The sequence below is a fragment of the Streptomyces sp. NPDC022910 genome (assembly GCF_055561075.1).
This window is the reverse complement of record NZ_JBVHHL010000009.1, coordinates 1-25851: the sequence shown is the minus strand read 5'-3', so window position 1 is coordinate 25851 and position 25851 is coordinate 1. Positions and strand designations below refer to the sequence as shown.

Genomic DNA, 25851 nt, shown 5'->3' with positions numbered 1-25851 from the left:
CCGCCCCCTTTTTTTGGCTCGTTCGCCTCCGGGGCGCTTGAGCCGGTGTCGAGACCACGACCGTGCTCAGCGCTTCGCGCCTCCGCGCTCCCCCACGCTCGGCTTCGCTCGCGCGGGGGACCCCCATGCACTCTCGACACCGGCGCGCCCCTTCGGCTCACTCGCGCGGCCCCCCGGTGCCGCCCCCCGGCGCCGACGCGACCGCGAAACAGCACCGCCGCATACGGACGCCCACATCCCGATTGTCATCCGCTGCGTTTACTGTCGGGTCATGGACGGCACTGCACCGAAGGCATTCGAGACTTCCGCGCGGTACGAGAACGGCTCGGCCGGCTCGGCGTACGACGCGGCGGCTGTCGAGCGCTGGGCGCCCGAGCCCGACAAGCGCCCGGGCCGCACCGCCTTCCAGCGAGACCGCGCCCGGGTGCTGCATTCGGCCGCGCTGCGCCGTCTGGCGGGCAAGACCCAGGTGGTCACGCCGGGCACCCGGAGTGAGGCCTGGGACGCCAGCCCCCGCACCCGTCTCACCCACTCGCTGGAATGCGCCCAGGTCGGCCGTGAGCTGGGTGCCGCCCTCGGCTGCGACCCCGACCTGGTCGAGGCGGCCTGTCTCTCCCACGACCTCGGCCACCCACCCTTCGGGCACAACGGCGAACAGGCGCTGAACGAGTTCGCGGAGGACTGCGGCGGATTCGAGGGCAACGCCCAGTCCCTGCGCCTGCTCGCCCGTATCGAGCCCAAGCGGTTCGTACGGACCGTCGACGGCGGCGAACTCGTCAGCGTGGGCCTGAACCTCACCCGTGCCGTCCTTGACGCCGCCACCAAGTACCCCTGGCCGCGCGGCGCCCACCCCACCGACCCCGACTCGCGAAAGTTCGGCGTCTACGAGGACGACCGCCCCGTCTTCGACTGGGTCCGCAAGGGCACCCCGGGCCACCGCACCTGCTTCGAGGCCCAGGTCATGGACTGGTCCGACGACGTGGCCTACTCGGTGCACGACTTCGAGGACGGGCTGCACGCCGGCCACATCGACCCGGGCTGCCTGCACGCCGAGCCCGAGCGGCAGGCGGTCTTCGACGTAGCCCGCGGGCGGTACGTGCCCGCGCAGACCGACCCCGGCGAGCTGGCCGAGGCCCTCGACCGGCTCCTCGCCCAGGAGTGGTGGCCACGCGGCTACGACGGCTCCGCGGTCGCCCAGGCCCGGCTGAAGGATGCCACCAGCCAGCTCATCGGCCGATTCTGCCTGGCCGCGGAGGGCGCGACCCGGGGGGCGTACGGCAGCGGGCGCCTCACGCGGTACGCCGCCGAACTCGTCGTACCGGCCGGCACCCGCATGGAGTGCGCGGTCCTCAAGGCGGTCGCCGACCGGTACGTGATGCAGCGCGCCGAACAGGAGCGGATCCGTGCCGACCAGCGCGTCGTGGTCGCCGAGCTGGCCGAGGCGCTCACCGCCCGCGCGCCCGAGGGACTCGATCCCCAGTTCCGGGCGCTGTTCCACGAGGCGGACGACGACCGAGCCCGCAAACGGGTGATCGTCGACCAGATCGCCTCGCTCACGGACACATCGGCGCGCTCCCTGCACGCACGGCTGACGGGGCGCACATGACCTGGACGTGGCCGGGCGTGGCCTGATCGGGGCACTCCCTCTTCCCGCTTCACGCTCCGTGCGGGAGGCTCGCATGTGGCGACACCGTTACGAGGAGGCATCAAGTGGTCGACGCGGATCAGACATTCGTCATCGTCGGGGGAGGTCTCGCCGGCGCGAAGGCGGCCGAGACGCTCCGCGCGGAGGGGTTCACCGGCCGCGTGATACTGATCTGCGACGAACGCGACCACCCATATGAGCGGCCTCCCCTCTCCAAGGGCTATCTCCTCGGCAAGGAGGAACGCGACAGCGTCTTCGTCCACGAGCCCGCCTGGTACGCGCAGAACGACATCGAGCTGCACCTCGGCCAGACCGTCGACGCCATCGACCGCGAGGCCAGGACGGTCCGCTTCGGCGACGACGGCACGCTCGTCCACTACGACAAGCTGCTGCTCGCGACCGGCGCCGAGCCCCGCCGCCTCGACATCCCGGGCACCGACCTCGCCGGCGTCCACCATCTGCGCCGCCTCGCCCACGCCGAGCGCCTCAAGGGCGTCCTCACCACGCTCGGCCGGGACAACGGCCACCTCGTGATCGCGGGCGCCGGCTGGATCGGCCTGGAGGTCGCGGCGGCGGCCCGCGAGTACGGCGCAGAAGTCACCGTCGTCGAACCCGAGCCGACGCCGCTGCACGGAGTCCTCGGCCCCGAGCTGGGCAACCTCTTCGCCGAGCTGCACCGCGAGCACGGTGTCCGCTTCCGCTTCGGCGTGCGGCTCACCGAGATCGTCGGCCAGGACGGCATGGTGCTGGCCGCCCGCACCGACGACGGCGAGGAGCACCCCGCGCACGACGTGCTCGCCGCGATCGGCGCGGCACCGCGGGTCGCCCTCGCGGAGGCAGCGGGGCTGGAGCTGGCGGACCGTGCGCACGGGGGCGGCATCGCGGTCGACGCGCGGCTGTGCACGTCCGATCCCGACATCTACGCCGCCGGGGACGTGGCGTCCTTCCGGCATGAGCTGTTCGACACCCGCCTGCGCGTCGAGCACTGGGCCAACGCCCTCAACGGCGGTCCCGCGGCCGCCCGGGCCATGCTCGGCAGGGACATCACCTACGACCGTGTGCCCTACTTCTTCTCCGATCAGTACGACCTCGGGATGGAGTACAGCGGATGGGCGCCTCCGGGGTCGTACGACGAGGTCGTGATCCGGGGGGACGCCGGGAAGCGGCACTTCATCGCCTTCTGGCTGAGGGAGGGGCGCGTGCTGGCCGGGATGAACGTGAACGTGTGGGACGTCACAGACCGGATCCAGGACCTGATCCGAGCACGGACGGTCGTGGACCAGGAGGCCTTGGCGGACCCGGGGGTGCCCCTGGAGAGCCTGGTCTCATGACCCGACGGGCGCCGTCCGCTGTCACAGCACCCCCGTAGAATCACCTCGTGGCAGGACGGATCAACGACGAGGACGTGAAGGCGGTACGGGACGCGGTCCCGATCGACGCCGTCGTGTCCGAGTACCTCCAGCTGCGCAACGCGGGCGGCGGCAACCTCAAGGGTCTGTGCCCGTTCCACGACGAGAAGTCCCCGTCCTTCCAGGTCAGCCCGAGCAAGGGCCTGTTCCACTGCTTCGGCTGCCAGGAAGGCGGCGACACCATCACGTTCGTGATGAAGGTCGACCACCTCTCGTTCTCCGAGGCGGTCGAGCGTCTCGCCGCCCGGTCGGGCATCACGCTGCGGTACGAGGAGGGCGGGTACAACCCGACCCACCAGCGTGGCGAGCGCATCCGCCTCGTGGAGGCCCACAAGCTGGCCGCCGAGTGGTATGCCGAGCAGCTCGACTCCGGTCCCGAGGCCGACACGGGGCGGAAGTTCCTGGCCGAGCGAGGCTTCGACCAGGCAGCCGCGGTCCACTTCGGCGTCGGCTACAGCCCCCAGGGCTGGGACCATCTCACCCGCTATCTGCGGGGCAAGGGCTTCAGCGACAAGGAACTGCTCCTGTCCGGCCTCTCCCAGGAGGGCCGTCGCGGCCCCATCGACCGCTTCCGCGGCCGGCTGATGTGGCCGATCCGGGACATCGGCGGGGACGTCGTGGGCTTCGGCGCCAGGAAGCTGTACGACGCGGACAACGGTCCGAAGTACCTGAACACCCCCGACACGGCGATCTACAAGAAGTCGCAGGTCCTCTACGGCATCGACCTGGCCAAGAAGGAGATCGCGAAGACGAGCCGGGCGGTGGTGGTCGAGGGGTACACGGACGTCATGGCCTGCCATCTCGCGGGGGTCACCACCGCCATCGCGACCTGCGGTACGGCCTTCGGCGGGGAACACATCAAGATCCTCCGTCGCCTGCTGATGGACAACGGCAGCGCTCGCGTCATCTTCACCTTCGACGGCGACGCGGCAGGCCAGAAGGCGGCCCTGCGCGCCTTCGAGGACGACCAGAAGTTCGCCGCCGAGACGTACATCGCGATCGCGCCGGACGGGATGGACCCCTGCGAGCTGCGCCTGGCGAAGGGTGACGAGGCCGTCTCCGACCTGGCCGAACCCCGCACGCCGCTCTTCGAGTTCGCGCTCCGCCAGATCGTGAGCCGCTACGACCTGGAAACCCCGGCCGGCCGCGCCGCCGCGCTGGACGAGGCCGCGCCGGTCGTCGCCCGCATCAAGAACAGCGGTGCCCAGCATGAGGTCGCGGTCCAGCTCGCGGGCATGCTGGGCATCCTCGACACCCAGTTCGTGGTCAAACGGGTGGCGCAGCTGGCCCGTTGGGCACGCGACCGCGGTGGCAGGGGACCGGCGCCGACCGGTCAGCGCCCCCAGCAGCCCTACCAGGCGGCTCCCCGTCCGACGGTCTCCGGTCCGGCACTGAACCTCCGCAACCCGGTCTATGCCACCGAGCGCGAGCTGCTCAAACTCGCCCTCCAGCATCCGGAGTTGGTCTCTCCCGCTTTCGACGCGTACGGGGTCGACGAGTTCACCGCGGCGCCGTACGCGGCCGTCCGCCAGGCGATCCTTGAGGCGGGCGGCGCGGAGTACGGAGCGCAGGACCCGCAGGAATACCTGATCCGCGTCCGTGAGGCGGCCCCGGACGACACGGTCCGCGCCATGGTCACGGAGCTGGCGGTCGAGGCGATCATGCTCCGCAAGGAGGTGGACGACACCTACGCGGGCGCCCAACTGGTCACGGTCCGCCGCCGCGCGGTCGAACGCCGCGTCCGCGACGTCCAGAGCACCCTGACCCGCCTGGGCCCCCACGCGGATCCGGCCCACCTGTCCGCCGTGCAGAACGAGCTGTGGGTGCTGCAGCAGTACGACCAGGCGCTGCGGGAACGCGGGGCGGCGGCGCTGTGAGCGCCGCCGCGGAACGGTAGGCATCCGGGGGCGCTTCGGGCGGCCTGATCCCGAAGTGGTTCAGCACCGCCCGCTGTCCTGCGGCCAGAGTGCGCAGCACTCTTCGGTGGCGCGCGTTCGCCTCCAACAGGGTCCGAATGACCTCGGCATCGGAGCGCCGGTGGTCGTGCAGCGCCCCGCTCTCGATGTCCGTGGACGCCGCGAGATGCCGTGTCCCTGCCTGCTGTCACTCGACGTGGTGGACCAGCGCCTCCACAGCCTCCACGCGCCGCCGCAGTTCCTCGATCGCGCGCATGCTCCCCATCCCCGTCCGAGTCGGTGCGATGGTCAAACGAACTGAGTGACCACCCGGTCACGCACCGGACTCAAAAAGTGGACGCACGCCCCTCGTGGCAGCGATGTGTCGTACCCCACACTGGGTTGCGGTGCCTGAGTCCTCGGAGCGCGGCCGACCCGCCCACGGCGGGTCCGACACCCCCGCGGTTCCGCTCAATGACTACGGGATGGCCGGCGGGCGGACCACCGGCCACATCCCCGACGTTCCGCTGCCGCATGCCTCAGCAGCGACATTCCTGGAGGTCGCTCCCGTGCAGACCCAGACCCTCACACAGACCGATGTCCGTGGCGACGCGCCGGACGCGGAGACCGACGTCCTCGCGGCGGTGCCCCCGCAGAGCCGGCTCGCGCACCATCCCGAGACGGAAGCCGAGCCGCAGGACCCGCCCGAGCTCGACGAGCCGCCCGCCGGCGAGGCCACCGAGGCGGCGGAGCCCGTCGAACCCCTCCGGGCCCGGGTCGACACCAGCGGCCCCTCCTCGGACCTGTTCCGCCAGTACCTGCGCGAGATCGGCCGCATCCCCCTGCTCACGGCCGCCGAGGAGGTCGAACTCGCCCGCCGCGTCGAAGCCGGCCTGTTCGCCGAGGCGAAGCTCGGCAGCACTCCCGACCTGGACACCCGACTCGCCCTGGACCTCGACAGGCTGGTGGTCATGGGCCGGATGGCCAAGCGCCGGCTCATCGAGGCCAACCTGCGGCTCGTCGTCTCCGTCGCCAAGCGGTACGTCGGCCGCGGACTGACCATGCTCGACCTCGTCCAGGAGGGCAACCTCGGTCTGATCAGGGCCGTCGAGAAGTTCGACTACGCCCGCGGGTACAAGTTCTCGACGTATGCGACCTGGTGGATCCGGCAGGCCATGTCCCGCGCCCTGGCCGACCAGGCCCGCACCATCCGCGTCCCGGTCCACGTCGTCGAACTCATCAACCGCGTCGTCCGCGTCCAGCGCCGCATGCTCCAGGAACGCGGCTACGAACCGACGCCGGAAGAGGTCGCCGCCCACCTGGAGCTGCCCAGCGAGCGGGTCAGCGAAGTACTGCGGCTCGCGCAGGAACCCGTCTCGCTGCACGCCCCCGTCGGCGAGGAGGACGACGTGGCCCTCGGCGACCTCATCGAGGACGGCGACGCCACGAGCCCGGTCGAGTCCGCCGCTTTCCTGCTGCTCAAGGAGCATCTGGAGGCGGTACTGTCCACCCTCGGCGAACGGGAGCGGAAGGTCGTACAGCTGCGCTACGGGCTGGTGGACGGCCGGCCGCGCACGCTGGAGGAGATAGGCCGCATCTTCGGCGTGACCCGTGAGCGGATCCGCCAGATCGAGTCGAAGACCCTCAACAAGCTGCGGGACCACGCCTTCGCCGACCAGTTGAGGGGTTACCTGGACTGACAGGGGGCCGCTCGCAGCGAGCGGCCCCCAGGGGCTCAGTCGACCTCCGCCACCGCCTGGGCGAACTGCGCCTTGTACAGCCGCGCATAGGCCCCGTCGGCGGCCAGCAGCTCGGTGTGCGAGCCCTTCTCGACGATGGACCCGTTCTCCATCACAAGGATCGTGTCCGCGTCCCGGATCGTCGACAGCCGGTGCGCGATGACGAAGGACGTCCGTCCGTGCGCCAGTTTCGCCATCGCCTTCTGGATCAGGACCTCCGTCCGGGTGTCCACCGAGCTCGTCGCCTCGTCCAGCACCAGGATCACCGGGTCGGACAGGAACGCCCGCGCGATCGTGATGAGCTGCTTCTCACCCGCGCTGACCCCCGTGCCCTCGTCGTCGATCACCGTGTCGTAGCCGTCCGGCAGCGTACGGATGAACCGGTCCGCGTGCGCCGCCCGCGCCGCCTCCTCGATCTCCCCGCGCGTGACCTCACGCGCGGCGCCGTACGCGATGTTCTCCGCGATCGTGCCTCCGAACAGCCAGGTGTCCTGGAGCACCATGCCGATCGCAGCGCGCAGTTCGTCCCGTGACATCTTCGCGACGTCGACCCCGTCGAGGGTGATCCGCCCGCCGGTGACCTCGTAGAACCGCATCAGCAGATTCACGAGGGTCGTCTTCCCGGCGCCCGTCGGGCCGACGATCGCGACCGTGTGCCCCGGCTCCACCTTGAGCGACAGGTCCTCGATGAGCGGCTTCTCGGGGTCGTAACGGAACGACACGTGCTCCAGCGCGACCCGTCCGCGCAGTTCCTCGGGCCGCAGCCCCCGCTCGGGGTCCGTCTCCTGCTCGTCGGCGTCCAGCAGGTCGAAGACGCGCTCCGCCGAAGCGACGCCCGACTGCACGAGGTTCGCCATCGACGCGACCTGCGTCAGCGGCATCGAGAACTGCCGGGAGTACTGGATGAAGGCCTGCACGTCGCCGATGGACAGAGTGCCGGACGCGACCCTGAGACCACCGACCACGGCCACCAGCACATAGTTCAGGTTCGACACGAACATCATCAGCGGCTGCATCACACCGCTGTTGAACTGCGCCTTGAACCCGGCCTCGTACAGCTTCTCGTTCTGCTCGGCGAACTGCCGCGCCGACTCGTCCTGCCGGCCGAACACCTTCACCAGGGTGTGCCCGGTGTACATCTCCTCGATGTGCGCGTTCAGCTTGCCCGTGGTGCGCCACTGCTGCACGAAGTGCGGCTGCGAGCGCTTCCCGATCCGCGTGGCCACGACGAAGGAGAGCGGTACGGTCACCAGCGCGACCAGCGCCAGCAGCCACGACACCCAGAACATCACTGCCAGCACGCCCACGATGGTGAGCAGGGAGTTGATGAGCTGGCCCATCGACTGCTGCAGCGTCTGCCCTATGTTGTCGATGTCGTTGGTCGCGCGGCTGAGCACCTCACCGCGCTGCCGCTTGTCGAAGTAGGACAGCGGAAGCCGCGACAGCTTCGCCTGCACGTCCTCGCGCATGCGGTAGACGGTCTTGTTGATGGCCCGGTTGGAGAGCCGGGTGGACACCGCCATCAGCAGACCGGCCACCAGGAACGTACACAGCGCGAGCAGCAGGACGTTCCCCACGGCACCGAAGTCGATGCCCTTGCCCGGGGTGAAGTCCGTGCCGGAGAGCATGTCGGCGGTGCCGCCCTCGCCCCGCTTCCGCATGGACTCCAGCACCTGCTCCTTGGTCACCCCCGACGGCATCCCGCGGCCGATGATCCCGGCGAAGACGAGGTCGGTCGCCTTGCCGAGGATCTTCGGTCCGATCACCGACAGGCCGACGCTGAGCACACCGCAGACCAACATCGCGGTCATGGTGGTGCGTTCGGGCTTGAACTGGGCCAGGAGCCGCCTTCCGGACCCCTTGAAGTCCATCGAGCGCTGGTCGGGGCCGCTCCCGGCCATCATGCGTCCCATGGGCCCGGCCATCAGGCGGCCTCCGCTTCCGTGAGCTGGGAGAGAACGATCTCCCGGTAGGTCTCGTTGCTCGCCATCAGCTCGTGGTGGCGGCCGGTGCCGACGACCCGGCCCTCGTCCAGGACCACGATCCGGTCGGCGTCCCGGATGGTCGCCACGCGCTGGGCGACGATCACCACGGTCGCCTCGGCGGTCTCCCGTGCGAGCGCCGTGCGCAGGGCCGCGTCGGTCGCGTAGTCGAGCGCGGAGAAGGAGTCGTCGAAGAGGTAGATCTCCGGGCGCTGGACGAGGGTGCGGGCGATGGCGAGGCGCTGCCGCTGGCCGCCCGAGACATTCGTGCCGCCCTGCGCGATGGGGGAGTCGAGGCCGTTCTCCAGCTTCGACACGAACTCCTTGGCCTGCGCCACCTCCAGCGCGTGCCACAGCTCCTCGTCGGTCGCGTCCGGATTGCCGTAGCGCAGGTTGGTGGCGACCGTGCCCCCGAACAGGTACGGCTTCTGCGGGACGAGCCCGACCGTCTTCGCCAGCAGCGCCGGGTCGATCTCCTGGACGTTCACGCCGTCCACGAGCACCGCCCCCTCGGTGACGTCGAAGAGGCGGGGGATCAGCCCGAGCAGGGTCGACTTGCCGCTGCCGGTGGACCCGATGACGGCCGTGATCTCGCCGGGCCGCGCCACCAGGCCGATGGCCTTGAGGACCGGCTCCTCGGCACCCGGATAGCGGAAGCCGGCGTCGCGGATCTCCAGGTGCCCGTGGCGCCGCAGTTCGACCACGGGCGCGGTGGGCGGCACGACGCTCGACTCGGTGCCGAGCACCTCCTGGATGCGCTCGGCGCACACCTCGGCGCGCGGCACCATCATGAACATGAAGGTGGCCATCATCACGGACATGACGATCTGCATGAGGTAGGCGAGGAACGCCGTCAGGTCGCCGATCTGCATGCCGCCGCTGTCGATGCGATGCGCGCCGAACCAGACCACCGCGATCGACGAGAGGTTCACCACCGTCATCACCAGGGGGAACATCAGCGCCAGTGTGCGGCCGGTGTTCAGGGACACCTCGGTGAGGTCGGTGTTGGCGCCCCGGAAACGGTCCTTCTCGTAGCCGTCGCGCACGAAGGCGCGGATCACCCGGTTGCCGGAGATCTGCTCGCGCAGCACCCGGTTGACCGTGTCGAGGCGGACCTGCATGGTGCGGAACAGCGGCCGCAGCCGGCGCACGATCAGCGTCACGGAGATGCCGAGGACGGGCACCACGGCGACCAGGACGCCGGACAGCGGCACGTCCAGTCCGAGCGCCAGGACGATGCCGCCCACGCACATGATCGGCGCCGACACCATCAGGGTGAACGTCATCAGGGCGAGCATCTGCACCTGCTGCACGTCGTTCGTGGTGCGGGTGATCAGCGTCGGTGCCCCGAAGTGGCCCACCTCACGCGAGGAGAAGGACTGAACGCGGTCGAAGACGGCCGCCCGGACGTCCCGCCCGACGGCCGACGCCGTACGGGCGCCGAAGTAGACGGCGCCCATGTTGCACACGACCTGGCCGAGGGAGACCCCGATCATCAGGCCGCCGAAGGACAGGATGTAACCCGTGTCCCCCTTCACGACACCGTTGTCGATGATGTGCGCGTTGAGGGTGGGCAGATAGAGCGTGGCGCAGGTCTGCAGGAACTGCAGCAGCACCAGCAGGGCGATGGGTTTCCTGTACGGGCGCAGGTGGGCCCTCAGAAGTCGTATGAGCACGCGAGATCTCTCGGAGTCGTCGACGGACGGCATGGCGGTCGGTGATGCACCACCCCCTATCGTCGAACACTCCCCCCGCGTTACCTCAACCGATTAAGCCAACGGCGGGCCGGGTATTGACTCGGATTCAGCCTCGGGGCGTAGGCCGACAGGGGACGGGGGCAGATGTCGTGGGGGATGGGTGAGATGTCGTATCGGACGCGCCCGCACGTGTACGACGTCATGTGCGCCGTACGACGGAGCGTGCGCCTTACGAGCGGAAGGCCCCCGGATGCGTCTGCTCGCGTACCGACACGTACTGCTGGCGTACGGCCTGGCCCACCGCCAGGTCGTCGCCCGGATCCAGGACCTGGGCGACCGCACCCTGCCAGGCGGGCGGGGTGCGTGGGTCGAGTGTGCCCTGCGACACCCCGAGGGACCAGGCCGCCTGCCGGGCCGCGCCGATGGCCGCGTAGTCGGCGGGCTGCGGCACCACGACCTGGACGCCGAACAGCGCGGGCGCCGCCGCCTGCACGGCGGGCAGCTCCGCGGCGGCGCCGAGCAGGAAGACCCGCCGTACGTCCACCCCGCGGCCGCGCAGCACGTCCAGCGCGTCCGCGAGCCCGCACAGCATGCCCTCGAACGCGGCGCGCGCCACGTGTTCGGGCCGCATCGACTCACGCCGCAGCCCGGCCAGGGTGCCCGCGGTGTGCGGCAGGTTGGGGGTCCGCTCGCCCTCCAGATAGGGCAGGAGCACAAGCCCGTGGGAGCCGGGTGTCGACTTCATGGCGAGCTCGGACAGGGCCTCCAGATCGGGCACGCCGAGGAGTTCGGCGGCGCCGCGCAGGGTGCGCACGGCGTTGAGCGTGGTCACCACCGGCAGATGCATGCCCGTCGCGTCGGCCAGCGAGGTGATCATCCCGCTCGAGTCGACGAGCGCCTCCGGGTGCACGGCCATCACGGACCCCGAGGCGCCGAGCGAGACGACCGCGTCGCCGAGCCCGATGCCCAGGCCCAGGGCGGCGGACATGGTCTCGCCGGTGCCGGCGGAGATCAGCAGCCCCTCCGGGGTCGTGCCCGCCGCCTCCGAGGGACCCAGCACCTCGGGGAGCATGGCCTGGTGCCCGAGCGCCAGCTCGACGAGGTCCGAGCGGTAGGCGCCGGTCGCCGCCGACCAGTACCCGGTCCCCGAGGCGCCGCCACGGTCCGTGGTCCTTCTCACGGGCCGCCCGAGCAACTGCCACACGAGCCAGTCGTGGGCCTGCAGCAGCAGGGCGGTGCGCCGCGCGTTGTCGGGTTCGGTCTTGGCGAGCCAGCGCAGCTTGGTCACGGGCTGCGCGGCCTGCGGTACGCACCCGACGGCCTCGGCCCAGGCCTGCCGTCCGCCGAGGGCGTCGATGAGGTCGGCCGCCGCGACCTGCGCACGCTTGTCGCCGCCGACCAGCGCGGGCCGCACGGTGGCGCCCTGGGAGTCGAGCGGGACCACCGCGTTCTGCTGCGCGGAGACGCCGATGGCCTGCACGCCCTCGAGGAGCCCACCGCCGGCCGCCTCCCCGAGGGACAGCAGCCAGGCCTGCGGATCGACGTCGGAGGGACGGCCTCCCCCACGCTCGGATCCGCTCGCGCGGGCGGTGCCCGCGGCCTCGGGGCTCTCCACCGGATGTGGTGCATATCCCTGCCTGAGCACGGCCCCCGTGTCCGTGTCACAGACGACGATGCGAGTGAAATCGGGCGAACTGTCCAACCCGGCGACTATCCCCATGGCGGAAATTCTGCCGTACGGAGGGCGGTGACCGTGCCGCGTCGGGAGCGTCGTACGACACGCCCGGCGCGGTGGAAGCCGGCCGCCCCGTCCGGGCCGTGCCGGCGGCCCCGGCGGTCAGGTGTTGCTGGTGCCCCAGTCGTCCCCGCCGCTGCCGTTCGCGTTCCGTTCACGCAGGGAGCGCACGCGGCCCGCGACCGAGGCGGGCATGCGGTCGCCGACCTTGTCGCTCACGGCGTGGAAGGCCTTGCCGGCGATCTCGCGTCCCTGCTGGGCGGCGGTCTCGGCGGTGTTGCGGACGGCGGGGTTCTGCGCGACCTGGCGGGCGGACTTCTTCAACTGCTCGTACCGTTCACGTCCGGCTCGCGTGCCCAGCACGTAGCCCAGAAGCAGCCCGGCGACGAACGTGAGCCGATAGCGCATGGCGGCCACCCTTCCCTTGCGTCTGCGTCGTCCCTTGCGTGGGCATCGTCGCGGGGAGTACCGATTGGCGAAGCACCCCCCTGCTTGCGCTAATGTATGTGTCGCAGCGAGCGCGCGCCCCCTGGCGGATACCCAGGTAGGTACGTTCGATGCAACGAGGCATTCCTCCGTAGCTCAATTGGCAGAGCAGCCGGCTGTTAACCGGCAGGTTACTGGTTCGAGTCCAGTCGGGGGAGCTCGGTCCTCCGTAGCTCAATTGGCAGAGCAGCCGGCTGTTAACCGGCAGGTTACTGGTTCGAGTCCAGTCGGGGGAGCACGCTGAACGAGGACCCCGCAGGGGTCCTTTTTCATGTGCGCAGGAACCGCTGTGCCCTCGGTGGAGTCCTCAAGGTCATGTGTAGCCGACCATCCGAGGCAGGAGATCGTATGAGCGGCTATGCTGCGGCAGACGGCGCGCACAAATGTGCGCGACGCGCCGCACCGGGGCGGTAGCTCAGCCGGTTAGAGCAGCGGACTCATAATCCGTCGGCCGTGGGTTCGAGTCCCACCCGCCCCACACTCACCTCTCCCAGGAGAACCGTTTCTACCTGCGGAAACGTAAGAACGGAGGGCACCACTCCAAGGTGGTGCCCTCCGTTCATCCGTTCAGACCAAGATCCAGTGGACACACAGTGGACGCAGGGGCGATTCAGTGGACAGAAGCGCCCTCACGCCGCCTTCCGGCGCCCTTTCGGAGCCCGGCGACCATGGCGGGGCGCCGCCGGAGGCAGGCCGGTCGGTAGGGCCCATGCCTCGACGGTCGGGGACTCGGAGCGGGCGACCGTGAAGCGCGTGAGCGAGAAGTCGGCTCGCTGCTCCTCGGGGTAGCGGTCGTTGAAGTTCTCCACACGCACCAGCTCCAGGTCGCTCGCGGAGCAGTGATCACGCACCCACTTCACCGTTGCATTGGCGGCGTCGTCCTGACCCCGGCCGGTCAGGGTGATCATGCCGAGGAGGTCGGAGTCTGGGTGGGTCTGCGCTCCGACGGCCCAGGTGCCACCTGACTGCCTGGCGCCGTGCGCGAAGAAGACGGCGATGTCGTTCTGCCAGGCTGCCTCGGGGATCGTCAGCGGGGTGCGCACCTGGAAGGGGACGTCGCGGGGGACGACGGCCATGACCGACTCTGCCTCGGCCCGCAGCATCTCGGGCAGCACGCTGGTGTACGTGTCGGAGGTGATCTGGCGCGAGGAGTGCCCCAGCTTCTCCTGGACTACCTTGATGTCGTGCCCGGCGAGCAGGGACAGGGTGGCGGCGAGGTGGCGCAGGTCGTGGAGGCGGACCGGCGGCAGGCCGGACTGCTCGACCAGGCGGGTGAAGCGTCGGGATATCCAGTCGGGGTGCAGCGCCTCGCCGTTCTCGTGCGTCCACACCCGGCCGCTCTCGGCGTAGGCGTCTCCCCACTCCTGGCGCTGCTTCTCCTGCTTCGTGCGAAAGGCGGCGAGGTTGTCCGCAGACTCCAGGCTCAGGGACAGGGTGCGAACGCTGTCGGCCTTCGGTGCTTCTCCGTAGAGTTCGTACGCCACCTCGACGATCTGCTGGGAGATCCGTAGCCACAGGGCATCGAGGCTGACCTCCGTCCAGGGCAGGGCGGCCATCTCGCCGCGGCGGGGGCCGAGGAAGATGAAGCTGTGCCACAGCTCGTAGAGCCAATCGTCCTTGACGAAGTCGAGGAATTGGCCGGTCAGCTCCGGTGTCCAGACCATGACCGGGCCGGGCTTTTCGCCGGTGCGCTTCCAGTGCTCGATGCGCTCGGGAGTCCAGACGAGCGGCTTGGGCCGAGTGACTGGCGGCAGCTCCACGAGCTGGGCCCAGTTCCTCTGGAAGAGCTGTTCGCGCTTGATGCCCCAGGACAGTGCCGAGCTGAGAGTGTCGTTGATGCGGTGCATCGTGGCTGGGGAGGTGAGCTTCCGTAGCCCCTTCTTGCCCTCGCGCAGCTCTGCGTTCGCGTCGAGAAATGCCCGGCGCGCGGCGCGGCGCTCCTCCTTCTTGGCATAGCCCGCCGTCTTCACCCAGGCCCGGTGCGCGGCGTCGCGCTTCTTCTGGAGTTCGTCGACACGCAGCCGGTGGAGGATCCGTTGGGCGTTCTCCTTCTCGATTGCGTCGTACATCTTGTCGAGGTGCCGAACCTTGAGGTCGCGGCACTTGATGTGCCCGAGATGAGGGAGGAGGTAGTTGTTGATGTGCTCCTCGTAGCCGTGGCGGGTCGTACGGGCAAGGGACCTTTTCGCCTTGATCCACCGCAGGAAGAAGTCGCCGCACTTCTCATCGGACAGCACGTCGCCGCCGGCCACGGCGGCGTCGTAGATCTCCCTGGCCTTCTTCTTCGCGTCTTCCAACTTGGCGAAGCCGCCGCGGCGTACCCGCTGGCGGGTGCCGCCCTCGGCTGGTTCGAGCTCGAAGTAGAAGTTCCAGGTGCCGTGCCCCTTGCCTAGCTTGGGGCACGTCGTGCCGATGGAGCCGATCTTGGGGTTGCCGTCGGCGTCGAGGACGGGGTTGCCCTTCTTGTCCTTGAGTGGTCCCTTGCACTGGCACCGCCTGTAGTAGCTCGGCTCGAACATCCGACACTGCTCCCTGTTGACTGTCGCTTGGATCACAGCCAGCCGTTGGTGTGCGTACGTGTCCGTACGTGGCTGGCGTGGTCTCTCTCGATCTTGCTGGGGGTGTCGGACAGCGTTGTAAAGTTGCTGACAAGTTGGCGCGGGGGAGATTGCGACCAACGAGATGACTGCTCAGGAAGCGGGCGGACAGGCTTCGGCCGGAGCGATGGGTCTGGAGGAGCTGCTGGCTCTTCCGGCCACGGTCAACGTGACAACTGCCGGGCGTGCTCTGGGAATCGGCCGAGACAAGGCGTACGAGCTGATCCGCAATGGGAAGTTCCCTGTTCGGACGCTCCCGCTAGGTGGCACAGTCCGGGTACCAACGGTGGAGCTGTGGAAGGTCCTCGGCATCGAGCAGCGCCGGGACGCGGGGGTGAGTACGTGATCGACGGAGGCGGCGCGTGATCTTGGGGTGTTTGTTGGGTTTCCAACAATGTGACCTATCTTCGGTAAACTAGTTCACTAAAGGGGGTCGGTAGGAGGGGCGAGGAGATGCCGAGGCTGTACGGCTTTGAGGACATGGCGTACCGGCGGGTGCGCGAGAGCGAGGCGGAGGGCATTCGTGCTGCCGCCTCGCGGCGGTTGCTCAAGCAGCCCTATCCCGCCATCACGGAGTGGATGAACGCCGAGGGGTACCGCACGACGCGCGGTGGCCTGTGGAAGCCAGACGTCCTGGCAAACGTGCTCGATCACCCGGCCATTGCCGGCCTGGAGGAAGACGAGAACCGCAACCTCGTCGAAACGGGCGGCCCCGCGATCATTCCTCGGGAGGACTTCGAGGCCATCCGTGCCATGCGCCCCGTCCATGACCCCGACAAGCAGCGGGCGCCACAGCGCGAGTATCTGATTCCGGGTCTGATGGGTACCTGCGGGCTGTGCACGACCTCGCTGGGCTCCTCTCCCTCGAACCGCGGCAGCCGCGGCTACCGGTGTGCGCCCAGCACAGCTCAGCATCCGGGCGGGTGCGGCAAGGTCCGCATCAATGCTGACCTGCTGGAGACGTACGTTGCTGAGCACGTGCTGGCAGAGTTGGCCAAGCCGGAGGTCAGCGCGCTGATTGGTCAGGCGCGAGATGAACTGCTGGCCCAGGCTGCCCTCCTGCGTAAGGAGGCGGCAGCCGCGCGCCGTCGGCAGAAGAAGCTGGGCGTGGACTACGGGCGTTCGCCGGACATGTCACTCAAGGCGTTCAGGGCGGCCGACAAGGAACTCATGCAGCTGATCCGCGAGAGCGAGACGAAGGCTCGTCTCCTGGAGCAGGTCAAGCACGTGCCGGTCGGTGACATCCCTGACCTCGTGCGCTGGTGGAAGCACGCGCCGATGAGGGCGAAGAAGGGTGTCCTGGTTCTCATGCTGGAGAAGGTGGCCGTGTACCCGGCCGCGTCCAGGGGTTCTCGCACGGTGGACGCGGACCGGGTGGCACTGCATTGGCGTCAGTGGGGCGCGGAGGCTGAGGAGAAGTCCGCCTAAACTGCTCTGCCAGCGCCTTTGGGGCTGACGTTGTAGCCGATGGTGGCCAGCGCGAGACCGGTGGCCACACAGATGATGGAGAGCCCCGCCAAGGCGGGGCTGACGGCGTTTTCGACAGACAGCGGCCAAGCGTGCCCGGTCCGGTCAGCGATGATGTACGCGCTACGGCTGAGCGCATGGGCGACGCCGAAGATGCCCCCGGCTGCAGCGATGGACAGTCCGGTTGCGGCTGCGCGTCGTTGCTGCCAGGCCGCAATGGCCAGCCCGGTAGAAAAGGCGCCGATTTCCAGCCCGGCCACGGCTGTGAAGCCGAGGTAGGTGAGCAGGTACAGCCGGACGTCGGATCTACGCGCGTAGGCCGTGGACAGCTCCGTGTGTGCGGTGTCGGCCATATGGAACTCCCAGATCATCGCCGCGACAACACAGCACACGGCGAAGAGGCGCACCGCGACTCCCGCCTGTACGTGGCTTCTTGAATGCGTCCAGTCCACGATCAGGACCTGGAGGCTTGCCCAGAAGATCACCGCGGCGAGGTCCGAGGCGAGGGATGAGACCTCGTTGAAGTCCATGAGCCGGTCAACGGCTTCGGCGACTGTGGGGATCGCCAGGAGGGAGCCGAAGAAGCAGGCGGCGAACGCCGATACCCGGGCCCTGTGGGCGATTTGATAGACCGCTTGATTGCGACGCTTACGGGTGTAGTGCAGACGTATCGCCGCGCTGATGGCTGTGGCAAGGGCACAGACGCCGTAGATGAGGCCGTCCAAGAGGTTCAACGTCCTTCCAGATCATCCGCTGCCCTCTCAGCGGCTTCGTGCAGGCTCAGCAGGCGGCGCGGCCGGCCCTCACGGGGCTGGTCGACGCCGGGGGGAGGTGGGGGGATCGCGGGGACCTCTTCGGACAGTCCCCTGCGAACACGGATCTCCCGGAGCTTCGAACGGATTTCAAGAATGTCCTGCACTTCGAGGTCCTGCATTAAACGCAAGACTTCGCGGGCTTCAGGGTGCTCCCGGTACACGGACAGGGCTGCGAGGTCGTCCCACTCCCGTCCTGAGAGCAGGAACGCGGCCGGAGCGTCGAGTGCCTGAGCGAGCGCAGCGATGGTAGACGACCTGGGATTGCTGCTGGTGCCGTTCATCAGGCTGTTGACGGTGCCGTGCGACAGCAGGGGCTTGCGCTGTCCCACGGGGGTCGTCGCATCTGAGACGTCCCGGGCGCTGGGCGTGAACCCGTCCGGATCGCGGCGCAGGCGCAGCAGGACGAGCAACTTCGAGGCCAGACTCATGTGTTGACGCCGGTCGGTGGTGTCTGTCATGTCCGCCTTCTCTGGCCGTGTCGTATGCTGCCGCAGGTGACTGGCCGGTAACAATCGTCCCTGCCTCTACGATACCTCGCAGCTCGGAGGGGTTATAGGGTTTGTTGGACAGTTTCCTCGGGGGAGCCGGCGGGTGAACTGCGGGCGTCACGCGCTCCGTTACCTGCCTCTTGGTGGGCTGTCGAGGAAGTCGCATCTGGGCGGGCGAAGGCGGCGCGCTTGCCGTTCACGGGAGGAATCGCATGTCCGAAATCGACGAGCGGCGGATCGCTGAACTGGCCAAGCAGCCCCCGTGTTTGCTTCGAGGCGGGGCGGGCGTCTCGACCCGCCAGGAGGCCCGAAAGCTGCTGGAGTGGCAGGCTGGTATGCGCGGCCGGGAGCCAGACGACGGCCTGCAAGAGGATGGGTGCTGTTGAGTCACAGGGTGACCAGCACCCAGACAGGGAACAGATAGGTGACATTTTTGAGATGCTGCTGTACGTTTTGACGTGCTGGGCGGGTACAGCAGCCGCAGGAGCCCCGCCCGGCAGCGTCGCGTGAGCGGCGTCCTTCCCTGCTCCTCGCCGGGTGGCCGACCCCCCGCGCCCCACCCGGCGAGGAGTCGGCCGTCCGGTGCGGCCGTCGGGGTGCGTGACGGGAGTCAGCCCGCCGTGACCGCTTGGTCGTGGCGGGCTCTCTCGTGTCCGCAGCCAGAAAGGGGAATTCGGAAATGCGGCGAATTCCCTTTTCTGAATTCCTTTGAATTAAAAGAGTTCTGAACTTGCTTTGGCGGTATTCGCCATTAAGATATAAGTGTAAGAACAAAGGGGAATACCCCTAACGGAATTCACGAAAGGCGCGGGGAAATGGCTGACAACAAGGTCGAGTTCATCAACATCAAGGTCAGCGAGATCGCTCCCAACCCGGAGCAGCCGAGGAAGTTCTTCTCGGAGGAGGCGCAGGATGAGCTGACCAACAGCATCAAGGAGAACGGCCTCCTCCAGCCGGTCGTCGTCCGGCCGGTCGAGGGCGCCAAGGTCCCTTACATGCTGATCGCGGGCGAGCGGCGCTGGCGGTCCTGCCAGGCGGCCGGCCTGGAGGTCATCCCGGCGAAGGTCGTCGAGGGTGCCACCGAGGAGGAGGCGTACGTCCTCAGCATCGCTGAGAACGTCAACCGGGCGGACATGACCATCATGGAGGAGGCCGGTGCGTACGCCGACCTCAAGGCCGCCGGATGGACCCCGGCGAAGATCGCCAAGCAGTTCGGCAAGACGGAGACGCACATCACCTGGCGGCTGGGCCTGCTCACCCTGCGCCCCGAGGTGGCCGAGATGGTCGACCAGGGACAGATCAAGAACAACCTCGCCTGGCACATCGCCCAGCTCAACCCGGCGAACCAGATGGTGGCCGCCATGCGGTACGTGCGCGGCGACTTCGACAGCGAGGCCGAGGCGCAGCACTTCGCCAACGGCCTCAAGATGATGGAGCAGCAGACCTCCCTCACCAACGAGAAGGCGCCGACGGCCGAGGAGCAGGAGAAGCAGAAGAAGGCCAAGGCTAAGGCGAAGGACGAGCTCGGCAAGGCGGAGGAGGTCCTGATCCCGCTGCTGGAGGAGCTGGCGGAGAAGAAGCCGGAGGACCTGGCTGTCATCCTCGGTGACGACCTCGCCCGTCACCTGCGGGTCGTCGGCCGCCTGTACGCCAAGGTGCAGATGGTACGGAACCTGCTGAGCAAGGCGCAGGGTATCCAGCGGGCCATGGCCGAGGAGTTCAACAAGGCGGCCGTGGAGGTCCAGCAGGAGGCGGCGGCTGCGAAGAAGACCGAGGCGGCGGCCAAGCTCGAGGCGAAGGCCGAGAAGCCGGAGGCGAAGGCGGCGGACGAGTCGCAGTCCACGGGGAAGAAGGCGGCGGCCAAGCCCGGCCCGAAGCCCGCGGCGCGCACGGCCGCGGGCACGAAGGCCCCGGCGCGCCGGACGCCCGCCAAGAAGACTGAAGCGGCAGCGAAGTAGAACGGAGGGGCGCGGCAGCGGTCGCGCCCCTCCTCTCCTACGGGTTTGGGTGAGTGGGCGCGGCCGGAATTCCGGCCGCGCCTCTTTCCGCTTGAATTCCTCTCTGAATTCCAACCCGTTTCGGCCCGGGCCGGGCGTGCAGGGGGACTCTCCCTACGCGCCCGGTGCCGCTCAGGCCCCCGAAGGTCCGAGCGGGCGGCATCATCGGTCACCGGGGCCGCTGGCGGCGACGTCGACGCACCCCGGCATCTGAGCACCATGAAAGGAATGGCCACGTGCTCACCCTGTTCACCAATCGGTTCCAGGCGTTCCAGCCCCCGCAAGGGGTGCCGGTACGCATCACCCTGGGCGCTCCCCGCTTCAAACTCCCGTACTCCCTCACCCACTCGGTGCGGGAGCTCGCGCCGCGTCGGGAATACCTCTCCCAGCCCGAGCCCGAGTTCACGACGGCCTACCGTGCTGACCTCGACCGGCTCGGGCCCGAGCGGATCGCCGCCCGGCTGCGGCAGATCACGCAGGCCGAGGGTGATCACCGCCTGGTGCTGCTCTGCTTCGAGGACCTGGCCAAGCCGGGCCTGTGGTGCCACCGCCGAGTGTTCGCCGCCTGGTGGAAGGAGGCCACCGGAGATGACGTGCGGGAGCTGTCCCCGATGGACCAGCAGGGCACCTTGATATGAGCGTCGGAACCGCGCCGCAAAGATAGGTGACATGATTCCAAAGGGCTGCCTGCTCCTTGTGTAAGGTTCCAGCGCAGCGCCCGGCCCCGGCACCCGCCGGGGCCGGGCGCTGTCGTTCGTCGGGAGGCGAGAGATGTTCCAGGGCACCATCCCGGGCCCCATGCGCTCCATCGTGCGCGAGACCGCCAGCCAGTGGCCGAGCGGCCCGGTGTACGTCCCGTGCTGCGGCAACTTCACCATCGAGCGCAGCGTGGCCGGCATGGGCTTCGCCCTCCATTCCTCCGACGTGTCCATCTACACCAGCGCGGTCGGCCGGTGGCTCACCCGGCAACCGGTCGGCATCCAGCTCCGAGAGGAGAGCCGAGACGAACTCGGCTGGCTCGCGGACTCCTTGGACGACGGTGTCGGCACCGTCGCCACGCTGATGCTCGGCACGCGGTTCCTCGCCAGTGTCGGCCGCGAGGGGCTGTGGCACGAACGGGTCGTTCGCTCCTACCGGGAGCAGTGGAAGGTCAAGCACGCCGAGACGGTCGAGCGGCTGTCCGGCTCGGACATCGAACTCGCCTCGTACGAGGTGGAAGACGTGCGCTCCTGGCTCCAGAAGGTTCCCCGTGACGCCCCGGTGTGCTCCTTCCCTCCCTTCTACGGCGGCGGCTACGAGAAGCTGTACGAGCCGCTGGAGGCGCACTTCACCTGGGACGCGCCTGAATACGAGCCGCTGTCCGACGACGACGTGGTCAGCGTGCTCGGCGCGATCACGGATCGGCCGTACTGGCTGACGGCCTCCAACCACGACGTGCCCGAGCTGCACCCCTACCTGCACGGCGTGATCAAGGCGACGCCGCGCGCCGCTCCCTTCTACGTGTACGCCAGTCAGGCGCGGACGAGGATCGTCGCTCCGCGCCAGCCGATCGAACCGGTGAAGGTCCCCCGCCTGCGCGAGGGTGACGAACTGGTCGGTCCGCTCACGCTGTCGCTGCTGAAGCCCGGCCAGTTCAACGCGCTGCGCTCCCGGTACCTCAACCCGAAGATCGCGCCGGGCGCGGCGAACCTGGCCGTCGCGGTGAAGGACGGCGGTGGACGCCTGCTGGGCGTGTTCGCGATGGCTCCGAGCACGTACACGCCGGACGAGGCGTACGTGCTCTCGGACTTCGCGGTCGCGCCGACGGACTACCTGCGGCTGTCGAAGCTGATCGTGCTCGCGGCCACCAGCGCCGAGGCGCAGTTGCTGTGCCAGCGGGCGTTCTCGCGGCGGATCCGGAGGGTGGCGACGACGGCGTTCAGCAACAACCCGGTGTCGATGAAGTACCGCGGGCTGCTGCGGCTGCACAAACGCAGCCCGTTGAACGAGGACGGCTGGAAGTTCCAGCTCCAATACCAGGGGGCTATGGGCCAGCACACGCTGGCCGAGGCCCTTCAGATGTGGGCGAAGCGGTGGGGCGCCCCGACGACGAAGACGGGAGTCTGACCATGGAGGAGACCACTCGCCTCGACCCGCCGCAGATGGTGCAAGGCGACCCGCGCACGCTGACGCTGCTCGACGTGAACGCGCGGTTCCTGCCACACGAGCAGTTCCGGCAGCTCGTGGCGAACATCGAGCGTGACGGCTGCCTGACCTCGACGCCGCTGGTGTGGAAGGACCGCGAGACGGGGCGGCTGGTCGTCCTGTCCGGCAACCACCGCACGCTCGCCGCGATCGAGGCCGGCCTGTCGCAGATCTGGTGGATGCAGATAGACGAGCCGCTGCCCCGCCAGCGGCAGATCGCTCTCCAGCTCTCGCACAACGCCATCGCAGGCCAGGACGATCCGGCGATCCTCAAGGAGCTGTACGACGAGCTGGAGTCGGTGGAGTGGCGGCAGTACACGGGCCTGGACGACAAGGCCCTGGACCTGCTGGAGAAGGTGGACGTCGCCTCCCTGGGTGAGGCGAACCTCGACTTCGCCAGCGTGCAGTTCATGTTCCTGCCCGATGAGCTGGAGCGAGCCGAGGCCGCGTTCGACGCGGCCCGATCCACGGCGACGGCGGACCAGCGGTGGGTGGCCGGGCTGGAGCAGTACGAGCCGGTGCTCGATGCGCTGGAGACCTCCCGAGCCGCATACAAGATCGGCAACAGCGCGACGGCCCTCAGCGTGATTCTCGCTGTGTTCGAGCGGCATCTCGGCGAGCTGGCCGAAGGCTGGTTCGACACGACCACGGGAGAGGCGACGAGGGCGGGGACGGCACCGCTGGAGACGGTGTTCGGCGTTCGGGACGTGCCGGTGGAGACGGCCGCCGTCGTGCGGGCGGCCATCGATCGGATGGTGCAGGACGGCACCGTGCCGGCCGACGAGCCGTGGCGGGCGCTGGAAGTCCTGGCCGCACAGAGCAACTGACGGCCGTCGGCCAGGAGGTGAGCGGTGGCCGAGGACACCGTGGAGTCCTGGGAGCGGCAGAGCGGGGAGTCGGTCCAGGCGTTCGAGGCGTTCGCCGTGTACCGCGATCTCGGTCCAGCGCGGAGTCTGACAAAGACGGCACGCGAGTTGCATAAATCCCGCACGCTGCTGGGCCGGTGGTCGCGGCAGTACGCATGGGTGATGCGGGCCGCGGCCTACGACCGGGAGCAGGACCGCCTGTTCCTCGCGGAACAGGCACAGGCGCGGCGGGATATCGCCCGCAGGCACGCGAAGTTGGCGCAGGCCGTTCAGAGCAAGGCGGTCGCGCGGCTTCAGACACTCGACCCGCGGGAACTGTCGCCATCCGAACTGCTGCGCTACATCCAGGTCGCGGCGGAGATCGAACGGCGGGCCGTGGGTGAGGCCCCGGCGGCCGGGACGGTCGAGGACCGGGACCAGGGCGTGGACGTGGCCTCACTGTCGGATGAGGAGCGCCGGGCCCGGATGGACCAGCTCCGCCGTGAACTGGAGCGCCGGCTGTCGGAGGGCGCGCAGTGAGCCGCGGTCGGGCCAAGCGCCGCATGGTTGAGGGGTTCGCGGACCCGTCGGTAATGAGCGATGAGCAGATGAAGGCCGAGGTCGCCGCACTGGTCCGCGCCGATGAGCTGTCGGCGCGCAGGTGGGCGTGCGAGGTCCCGAACTGTGATGGGCTGCCCCACGTTGGGTGGCTGCACCACCATGCCCGCGCGGCACAGCGTAAGCCGCTGTGGCTGTGGACGGTGTGGATGCTGCTCACCGGCCGTGGCTGGGGCAAGTCCCGGACGGCGGCGGAGACGGTGAAGGAGTGGGCGCAGACACCAGGTCTTCAGATCGCGGTGGTGGCGAAGAACGCGACGCTCGTGCGGGACATCTGCTTCGAGTCCCCGAAGTCGGGGCTGCTGTCGGTGTTCCCGCCTGAGGAAGTGGCGAAGTACAACTCGTCGCTGGGTGAAACGACGCTGCGCCTGGTGAACGGCACGCTGATCCGGGGATTCGGTGCAGAGACGCCGGACAACCTGCGCGGCTGGGCGTTCGACAAGGCATGGTGCGACGAGTACGCGGCCTGGTCGCGGCACACCGCGCAAGAGGTCTACGACATGCTGTGGTTCTGCCTGCGTGAGGCGGACACCCCGCAAGTCGTGATCTCCACGACGCCGAAGCCGCTCCCACACGTCAAGAGGCTCGTCGAGCGGGGCCGTGCCCAGGAGAAGGCGCACCTGGAGGGCGGGGCGCCGCCTCGGGTGGTGCTGACCCGCGGGCACATGCGGGAGAACGACGCGAACCTGTCGGCGGCGGCCCGAGAAGAGCTGGAGGAGGAGTACGCCGGCACCCGGTTGGGGCGGCAGGAGCTGTCCGGCGAGCTACTCGAGGACGTGGAGGGCGCGCTGTGGAAGGGGTGGATGCTGGAAGTCGAGGGCTTCCGCCCCCGACCCGAGCATCTGCCTGACCTCCAGCGCGTGGTGGTCTCCGTCGATCCGGCCACGAAGTCGCACGAGAACGCGGACATGACCGCGTTCACCGTGGCGGGCCGTGGGTTCCCAGTGGAGACGATGTTCGGGGATGACCGGCCTCGCGGGTATCTGCTGCACTGCGAGCAGGACCGGCATACGCCGACGCAGGCGATGAAGCGGGCCGCTGAGCTATACCACGAGCACCGCGCCGACTGCGTGGTGATCGAGGCCAACAACGGTGGTGACTACCTGCCCGCGCTGCTGGAGCAGGTGGACCCGACGGTGAACTGGCGGATCGTTCATGCAACGCGTGGGAAGCGGGCGCGGGCGGCGCCGGCGGCGCAGCTGTACGAGCAGGCCAGGGTGTCGCATGTCGGTCCGGCCCGGCGGTTCGCGGAGCTGGAGGAGCAGATGACGACGTTTGTCGGCCAGGGCGAGACGGAGGACTCGCCCGACCTGCTGGACTCGGCGGTGTGGGCGTTGTGGGACCTGTTCCTGGATCCGACGATGCCGCCTCCGCGTGGTGGGGATGACCAGCGGCTCGCTGGTCGGCGGTAGTTGGGCCAAGGCCGTTGTCCGTGGGTTGTGGCAGCGTTGCGAGTTGATCGGCGCTGGACAGACAGGGAGTCGGGGATGGCGGGGGAAGCTCGGGTGATGCCGGCATGGGTGGAGAGCGGCCGGACCGTTGTGGTTCCGGCCGTGGCGTCGATCGTGGACGCCCGCAAGACGAGATCTCGCCGTGAGGGCGCGCTCGGCCGGTTCGGGGTGGGCATGAAGAGCGTGATGAGTCTGCCCACCGGGACGGGGAAAACCGCGACCGCTGTGGCGGTGGCGATCGAGATGGCCAGGCAGGGCCAGAGGCTGACGCTCGTGGTCAAGGACCGTGCCGAACAGGAGGCTGTCGAAGCACAGCTGAAGGCCGCATGGGCAGGGCTGGATGAGGCGGCAGGTGATCAGGCCGCACCGGACAGCTTCCATCTGGTTCCCGAGCCGTACGTACCCCGACGCTTGCGTGCTCGCACCACCCCGGTAGCCGCGTACCGGGCGTTGTGTATGAGGGCGGCGGAATGGGAGGAGTCCGGGCGGGATCAGGAGCGGCGGGCCGTGGGGGGAGACCGACGTGTTCGGAATTCCGCACCACGTCGGGCGGTGGTCATCCGAAGTGGGGGAAGGTGCGAGAACCCAGAGTGCTTGCTGCCGGACCTCCCGTACCGGACGGAGGCCGGGGAGCCGCTGCTCGAGGTCGACCACATCGATGACCACGCTGGCGGCGGCCGGGATCATCCGGCGGCGATGATCGCCTTGTCAATCCCCTGGTTTCGTAGAGACCTCTCCTATGCGGCCTGGCACCTCTGGTCGCTCTTCTTGCGTGCTTCGGTGATGGTCCGTTCGAACTCC

At 68.9% G+C, this 25851-nt stretch carries 20 protein-coding genes and 3 tRNA genes; 16 read left to right on the top strand and 7 right to left on the bottom strand.

From position 1 onward, the window contains the following. Positions 1-271: 271 nt before the first annotated feature. The 4 genes from ACZ3TS_RS11340 to ACZ3TS_RS11325 all read left to right on the top strand — a co-directional run bounded on the left by ACZ3TS_RS11340 (position 272) and on the right by ACZ3TS_RS11325 (position 6649). Positions 272-1606, top strand: a complete 1335-nt coding sequence (locus ACZ3TS_RS11340) for a deoxyguanosinetriphosphate triphosphohydrolase (protein ID WP_467616177.1) — start codon at positions 272-274, stop codon at positions 1604-1606. A gap of 104 nt (positions 1607-1710) precedes the next feature. Then, positions 1711-2976 carry an NAD(P)/FAD-dependent oxidoreductase gene (locus ACZ3TS_RS11335; RefSeq protein WP_467616175.1) on the top strand — a complete coding sequence of 422 codons (1266 nt, stop codon included), beginning with the start codon at positions 1711-1713 and terminating at the stop codon, positions 2974-2976. Between the two features lie 47 nt (positions 2977-3023). Then, positions 3024-4931, top strand: a complete 1908-nt coding sequence (dnaG, locus tag ACZ3TS_RS11330) for a DNA primase (protein WP_467616172.1) — start codon at positions 3024-3026, stop codon at positions 4929-4931. A gap of 425 nt (positions 4932-5356) precedes the next feature. Continuing rightward, the gene (locus ACZ3TS_RS11325; RefSeq protein ID WP_467616170.1) at positions 5357-6649 is read left to right on the top strand and encodes an RNA polymerase sigma factor; all 1293 of its coding nucleotides are present in this window, start codon (positions 5357-5359) and stop codon (positions 6647-6649) included. Positions 6650-6684: 35 nt separating this feature from the next. On the opposite strand, the gene ACZ3TS_RS11320 is transcribed toward ACZ3TS_RS11325, so the two are convergent. The 4 genes from ACZ3TS_RS11320 to ACZ3TS_RS11305 all read right to left on the bottom strand — a co-directional run bounded on the left by ACZ3TS_RS11320 (position 6685) and on the right by ACZ3TS_RS11305 (position 12510). Continuing rightward, positions 6685-8613 (bottom strand): ABC transporter ATP-binding protein, encoded by a 1929-nt coding sequence (locus tag ACZ3TS_RS11320; RefSeq protein WP_467616167.1) that lies wholly within the window; start codon positions 8611-8613, stop codon positions 6685-6687. After that, positions 8613-10346, bottom strand: coding sequence for an ABC transporter ATP-binding protein (locus ACZ3TS_RS11315; protein WP_467616164.1), 1734 nt, complete (start codon positions 10344-10346; stop codon positions 8613-8615). Before ACZ3TS_RS11315 ends, ACZ3TS_RS11320 begins: the two co-directional genes overlap by 1 nt. Positions 10347-10596: 250 nt before the next feature. Further along, positions 10597-12087: a xylulokinase gene (locus ACZ3TS_RS11310; protein WP_467616162.1), complete on the bottom strand. Its 1491-nt coding sequence runs from the start codon at positions 12085-12087 to the stop codon at positions 10597-10599. A 117-nt stretch (positions 12088-12204) separates the two neighbouring features. Beyond that, positions 12205-12510: a YtxH domain-containing protein gene (locus ACZ3TS_RS11305; protein ID WP_467616159.1), complete on the bottom strand. Its 306-nt coding sequence runs from the start codon at positions 12508-12510 to the stop codon at positions 12205-12207. 163 nt (positions 12511-12673) lie between these two features. Between ACZ3TS_RS11305 and ACZ3TS_RS11300 the strand changes: the two genes are divergently transcribed. The 3 genes from ACZ3TS_RS11300 to ACZ3TS_RS11290 all read left to right on the top strand — a co-directional run bounded on the left by ACZ3TS_RS11300 (position 12674) and on the right by ACZ3TS_RS11290 (position 13066). Further along, a tRNA-Asn gene (locus ACZ3TS_RS11300) sits at positions 12674-12746 on the top strand. A 5-nt stretch (positions 12747-12751) separates the two neighbouring features. After that, positions 12752-12824: transfer RNA gene (locus ACZ3TS_RS11295), tRNA-Asn, on the top strand. 168 nt (positions 12825-12992) lie between these two features. Next, positions 12993-13066, top strand: a tRNA-Ile gene (locus ACZ3TS_RS11290). A gap of 151 nt (positions 13067-13217) precedes the next feature. On the opposite strand, the gene ACZ3TS_RS11285 is transcribed toward ACZ3TS_RS11290, so the two are convergent. Further along, positions 13218-15107, bottom strand: a complete 1890-nt coding sequence (locus tag ACZ3TS_RS11285) for a tyrosine-type recombinase/integrase (protein ID WP_467616156.1) — start codon at positions 15105-15107, stop codon at positions 13218-13220. A 163-nt stretch (positions 15108-15270) separates the two neighbouring features. Between ACZ3TS_RS11285 and ACZ3TS_RS11280 the strand changes: the two genes are divergently transcribed. Continuing rightward, a complete protein-coding gene (locus ACZ3TS_RS11280) occupies positions 15271-15531 on the top strand; it encodes a DNA-binding protein (protein WP_234334774.1) in 261 nt (86 codons plus the stop codon). 107 nt (positions 15532-15638) lie between these two features. Beyond that, positions 15639-16613: a recombinase family protein gene (locus tag ACZ3TS_RS11275; protein WP_467616154.1), complete on the top strand. Its 975-nt coding sequence runs from the start codon at positions 15639-15641 to the stop codon at positions 16611-16613. On the opposite strand, the gene ACZ3TS_RS11270 is transcribed toward ACZ3TS_RS11275, so the two are convergent. Next, positions 16610-17377: a hypothetical protein gene (locus ACZ3TS_RS11270; protein WP_467616152.1), complete on the bottom strand. Its 768-nt coding sequence runs from the start codon at positions 17375-17377 to the stop codon at positions 16610-16612. The two genes, ACZ3TS_RS11275 and ACZ3TS_RS11270, sit on opposite strands and share 4 nt — an antisense overlap. Positions 17378-17382: 5 nt before the next feature. After that, positions 17383-17925, bottom strand: a complete 543-nt coding sequence (locus tag ACZ3TS_RS11265; RefSeq protein ID WP_383144743.1) for a hypothetical protein — start codon at positions 17923-17925, stop codon at positions 17383-17385. 845 nt (positions 17926-18770) lie between these two features. On the opposite strand from ACZ3TS_RS11265, the gene ACZ3TS_RS11260 reads away from it, so the two are divergent. The 7 genes from ACZ3TS_RS11260 to ACZ3TS_RS11230 form a co-directional block, all read left to right on the top strand. Continuing rightward, positions 18771-19913 (top strand): ParB/RepB/Spo0J family partition protein, encoded by a 1143-nt coding sequence (locus ACZ3TS_RS11260; RefSeq protein ID WP_467616149.1) that lies wholly within the window; start codon positions 18771-18773, stop codon positions 19911-19913. A gap of 275 nt (positions 19914-20188) precedes the next feature. After that, positions 20189-20590: a DUF488 family protein gene (locus ACZ3TS_RS11255; RefSeq protein WP_467616147.1), complete on the top strand. Its 402-nt coding sequence runs from the start codon at positions 20189-20191 to the stop codon at positions 20588-20590. Between the two features lie 133 nt (positions 20591-20723). Continuing rightward, positions 20724-22058 (top strand): putative antirestriction adenine methyltransferase, encoded by a 1335-nt coding sequence (locus ACZ3TS_RS11250; RefSeq protein ID WP_467616144.1) that lies wholly within the window; start codon positions 20724-20726, stop codon positions 22056-22058. Between the two features lie 2 nt (positions 22059-22060). Then, positions 22061-22963 (top strand): ParB N-terminal domain-containing protein, encoded by a 903-nt coding sequence (locus ACZ3TS_RS11245; RefSeq protein WP_467616141.1) that lies wholly within the window; start codon positions 22061-22063, stop codon positions 22961-22963. Between the two features lie 24 nt (positions 22964-22987). Then, positions 22988-23521, top strand: a complete 534-nt coding sequence (locus tag ACZ3TS_RS11240) for a hypothetical protein (RefSeq protein WP_224736245.1) — start codon at positions 22988-22990, stop codon at positions 23519-23521. Between the two features lie 53 nt (positions 23522-23574). Continuing rightward, positions 23575-25011 carry a terminase large subunit domain-containing protein gene (locus ACZ3TS_RS11235; protein ID WP_467616139.1) on the top strand — a complete coding sequence of 479 codons (1437 nt, stop codon included), beginning with the start codon at positions 23575-23577 and terminating at the stop codon, positions 25009-25011. A gap of 141 nt (positions 25012-25152) precedes the next feature. Next, positions 25153-25851 (top strand): HNH endonuclease signature motif containing protein (locus ACZ3TS_RS11230; RefSeq protein WP_467616137.1); only part of this gene is annotated, 699 nt, incomplete at its 3' end.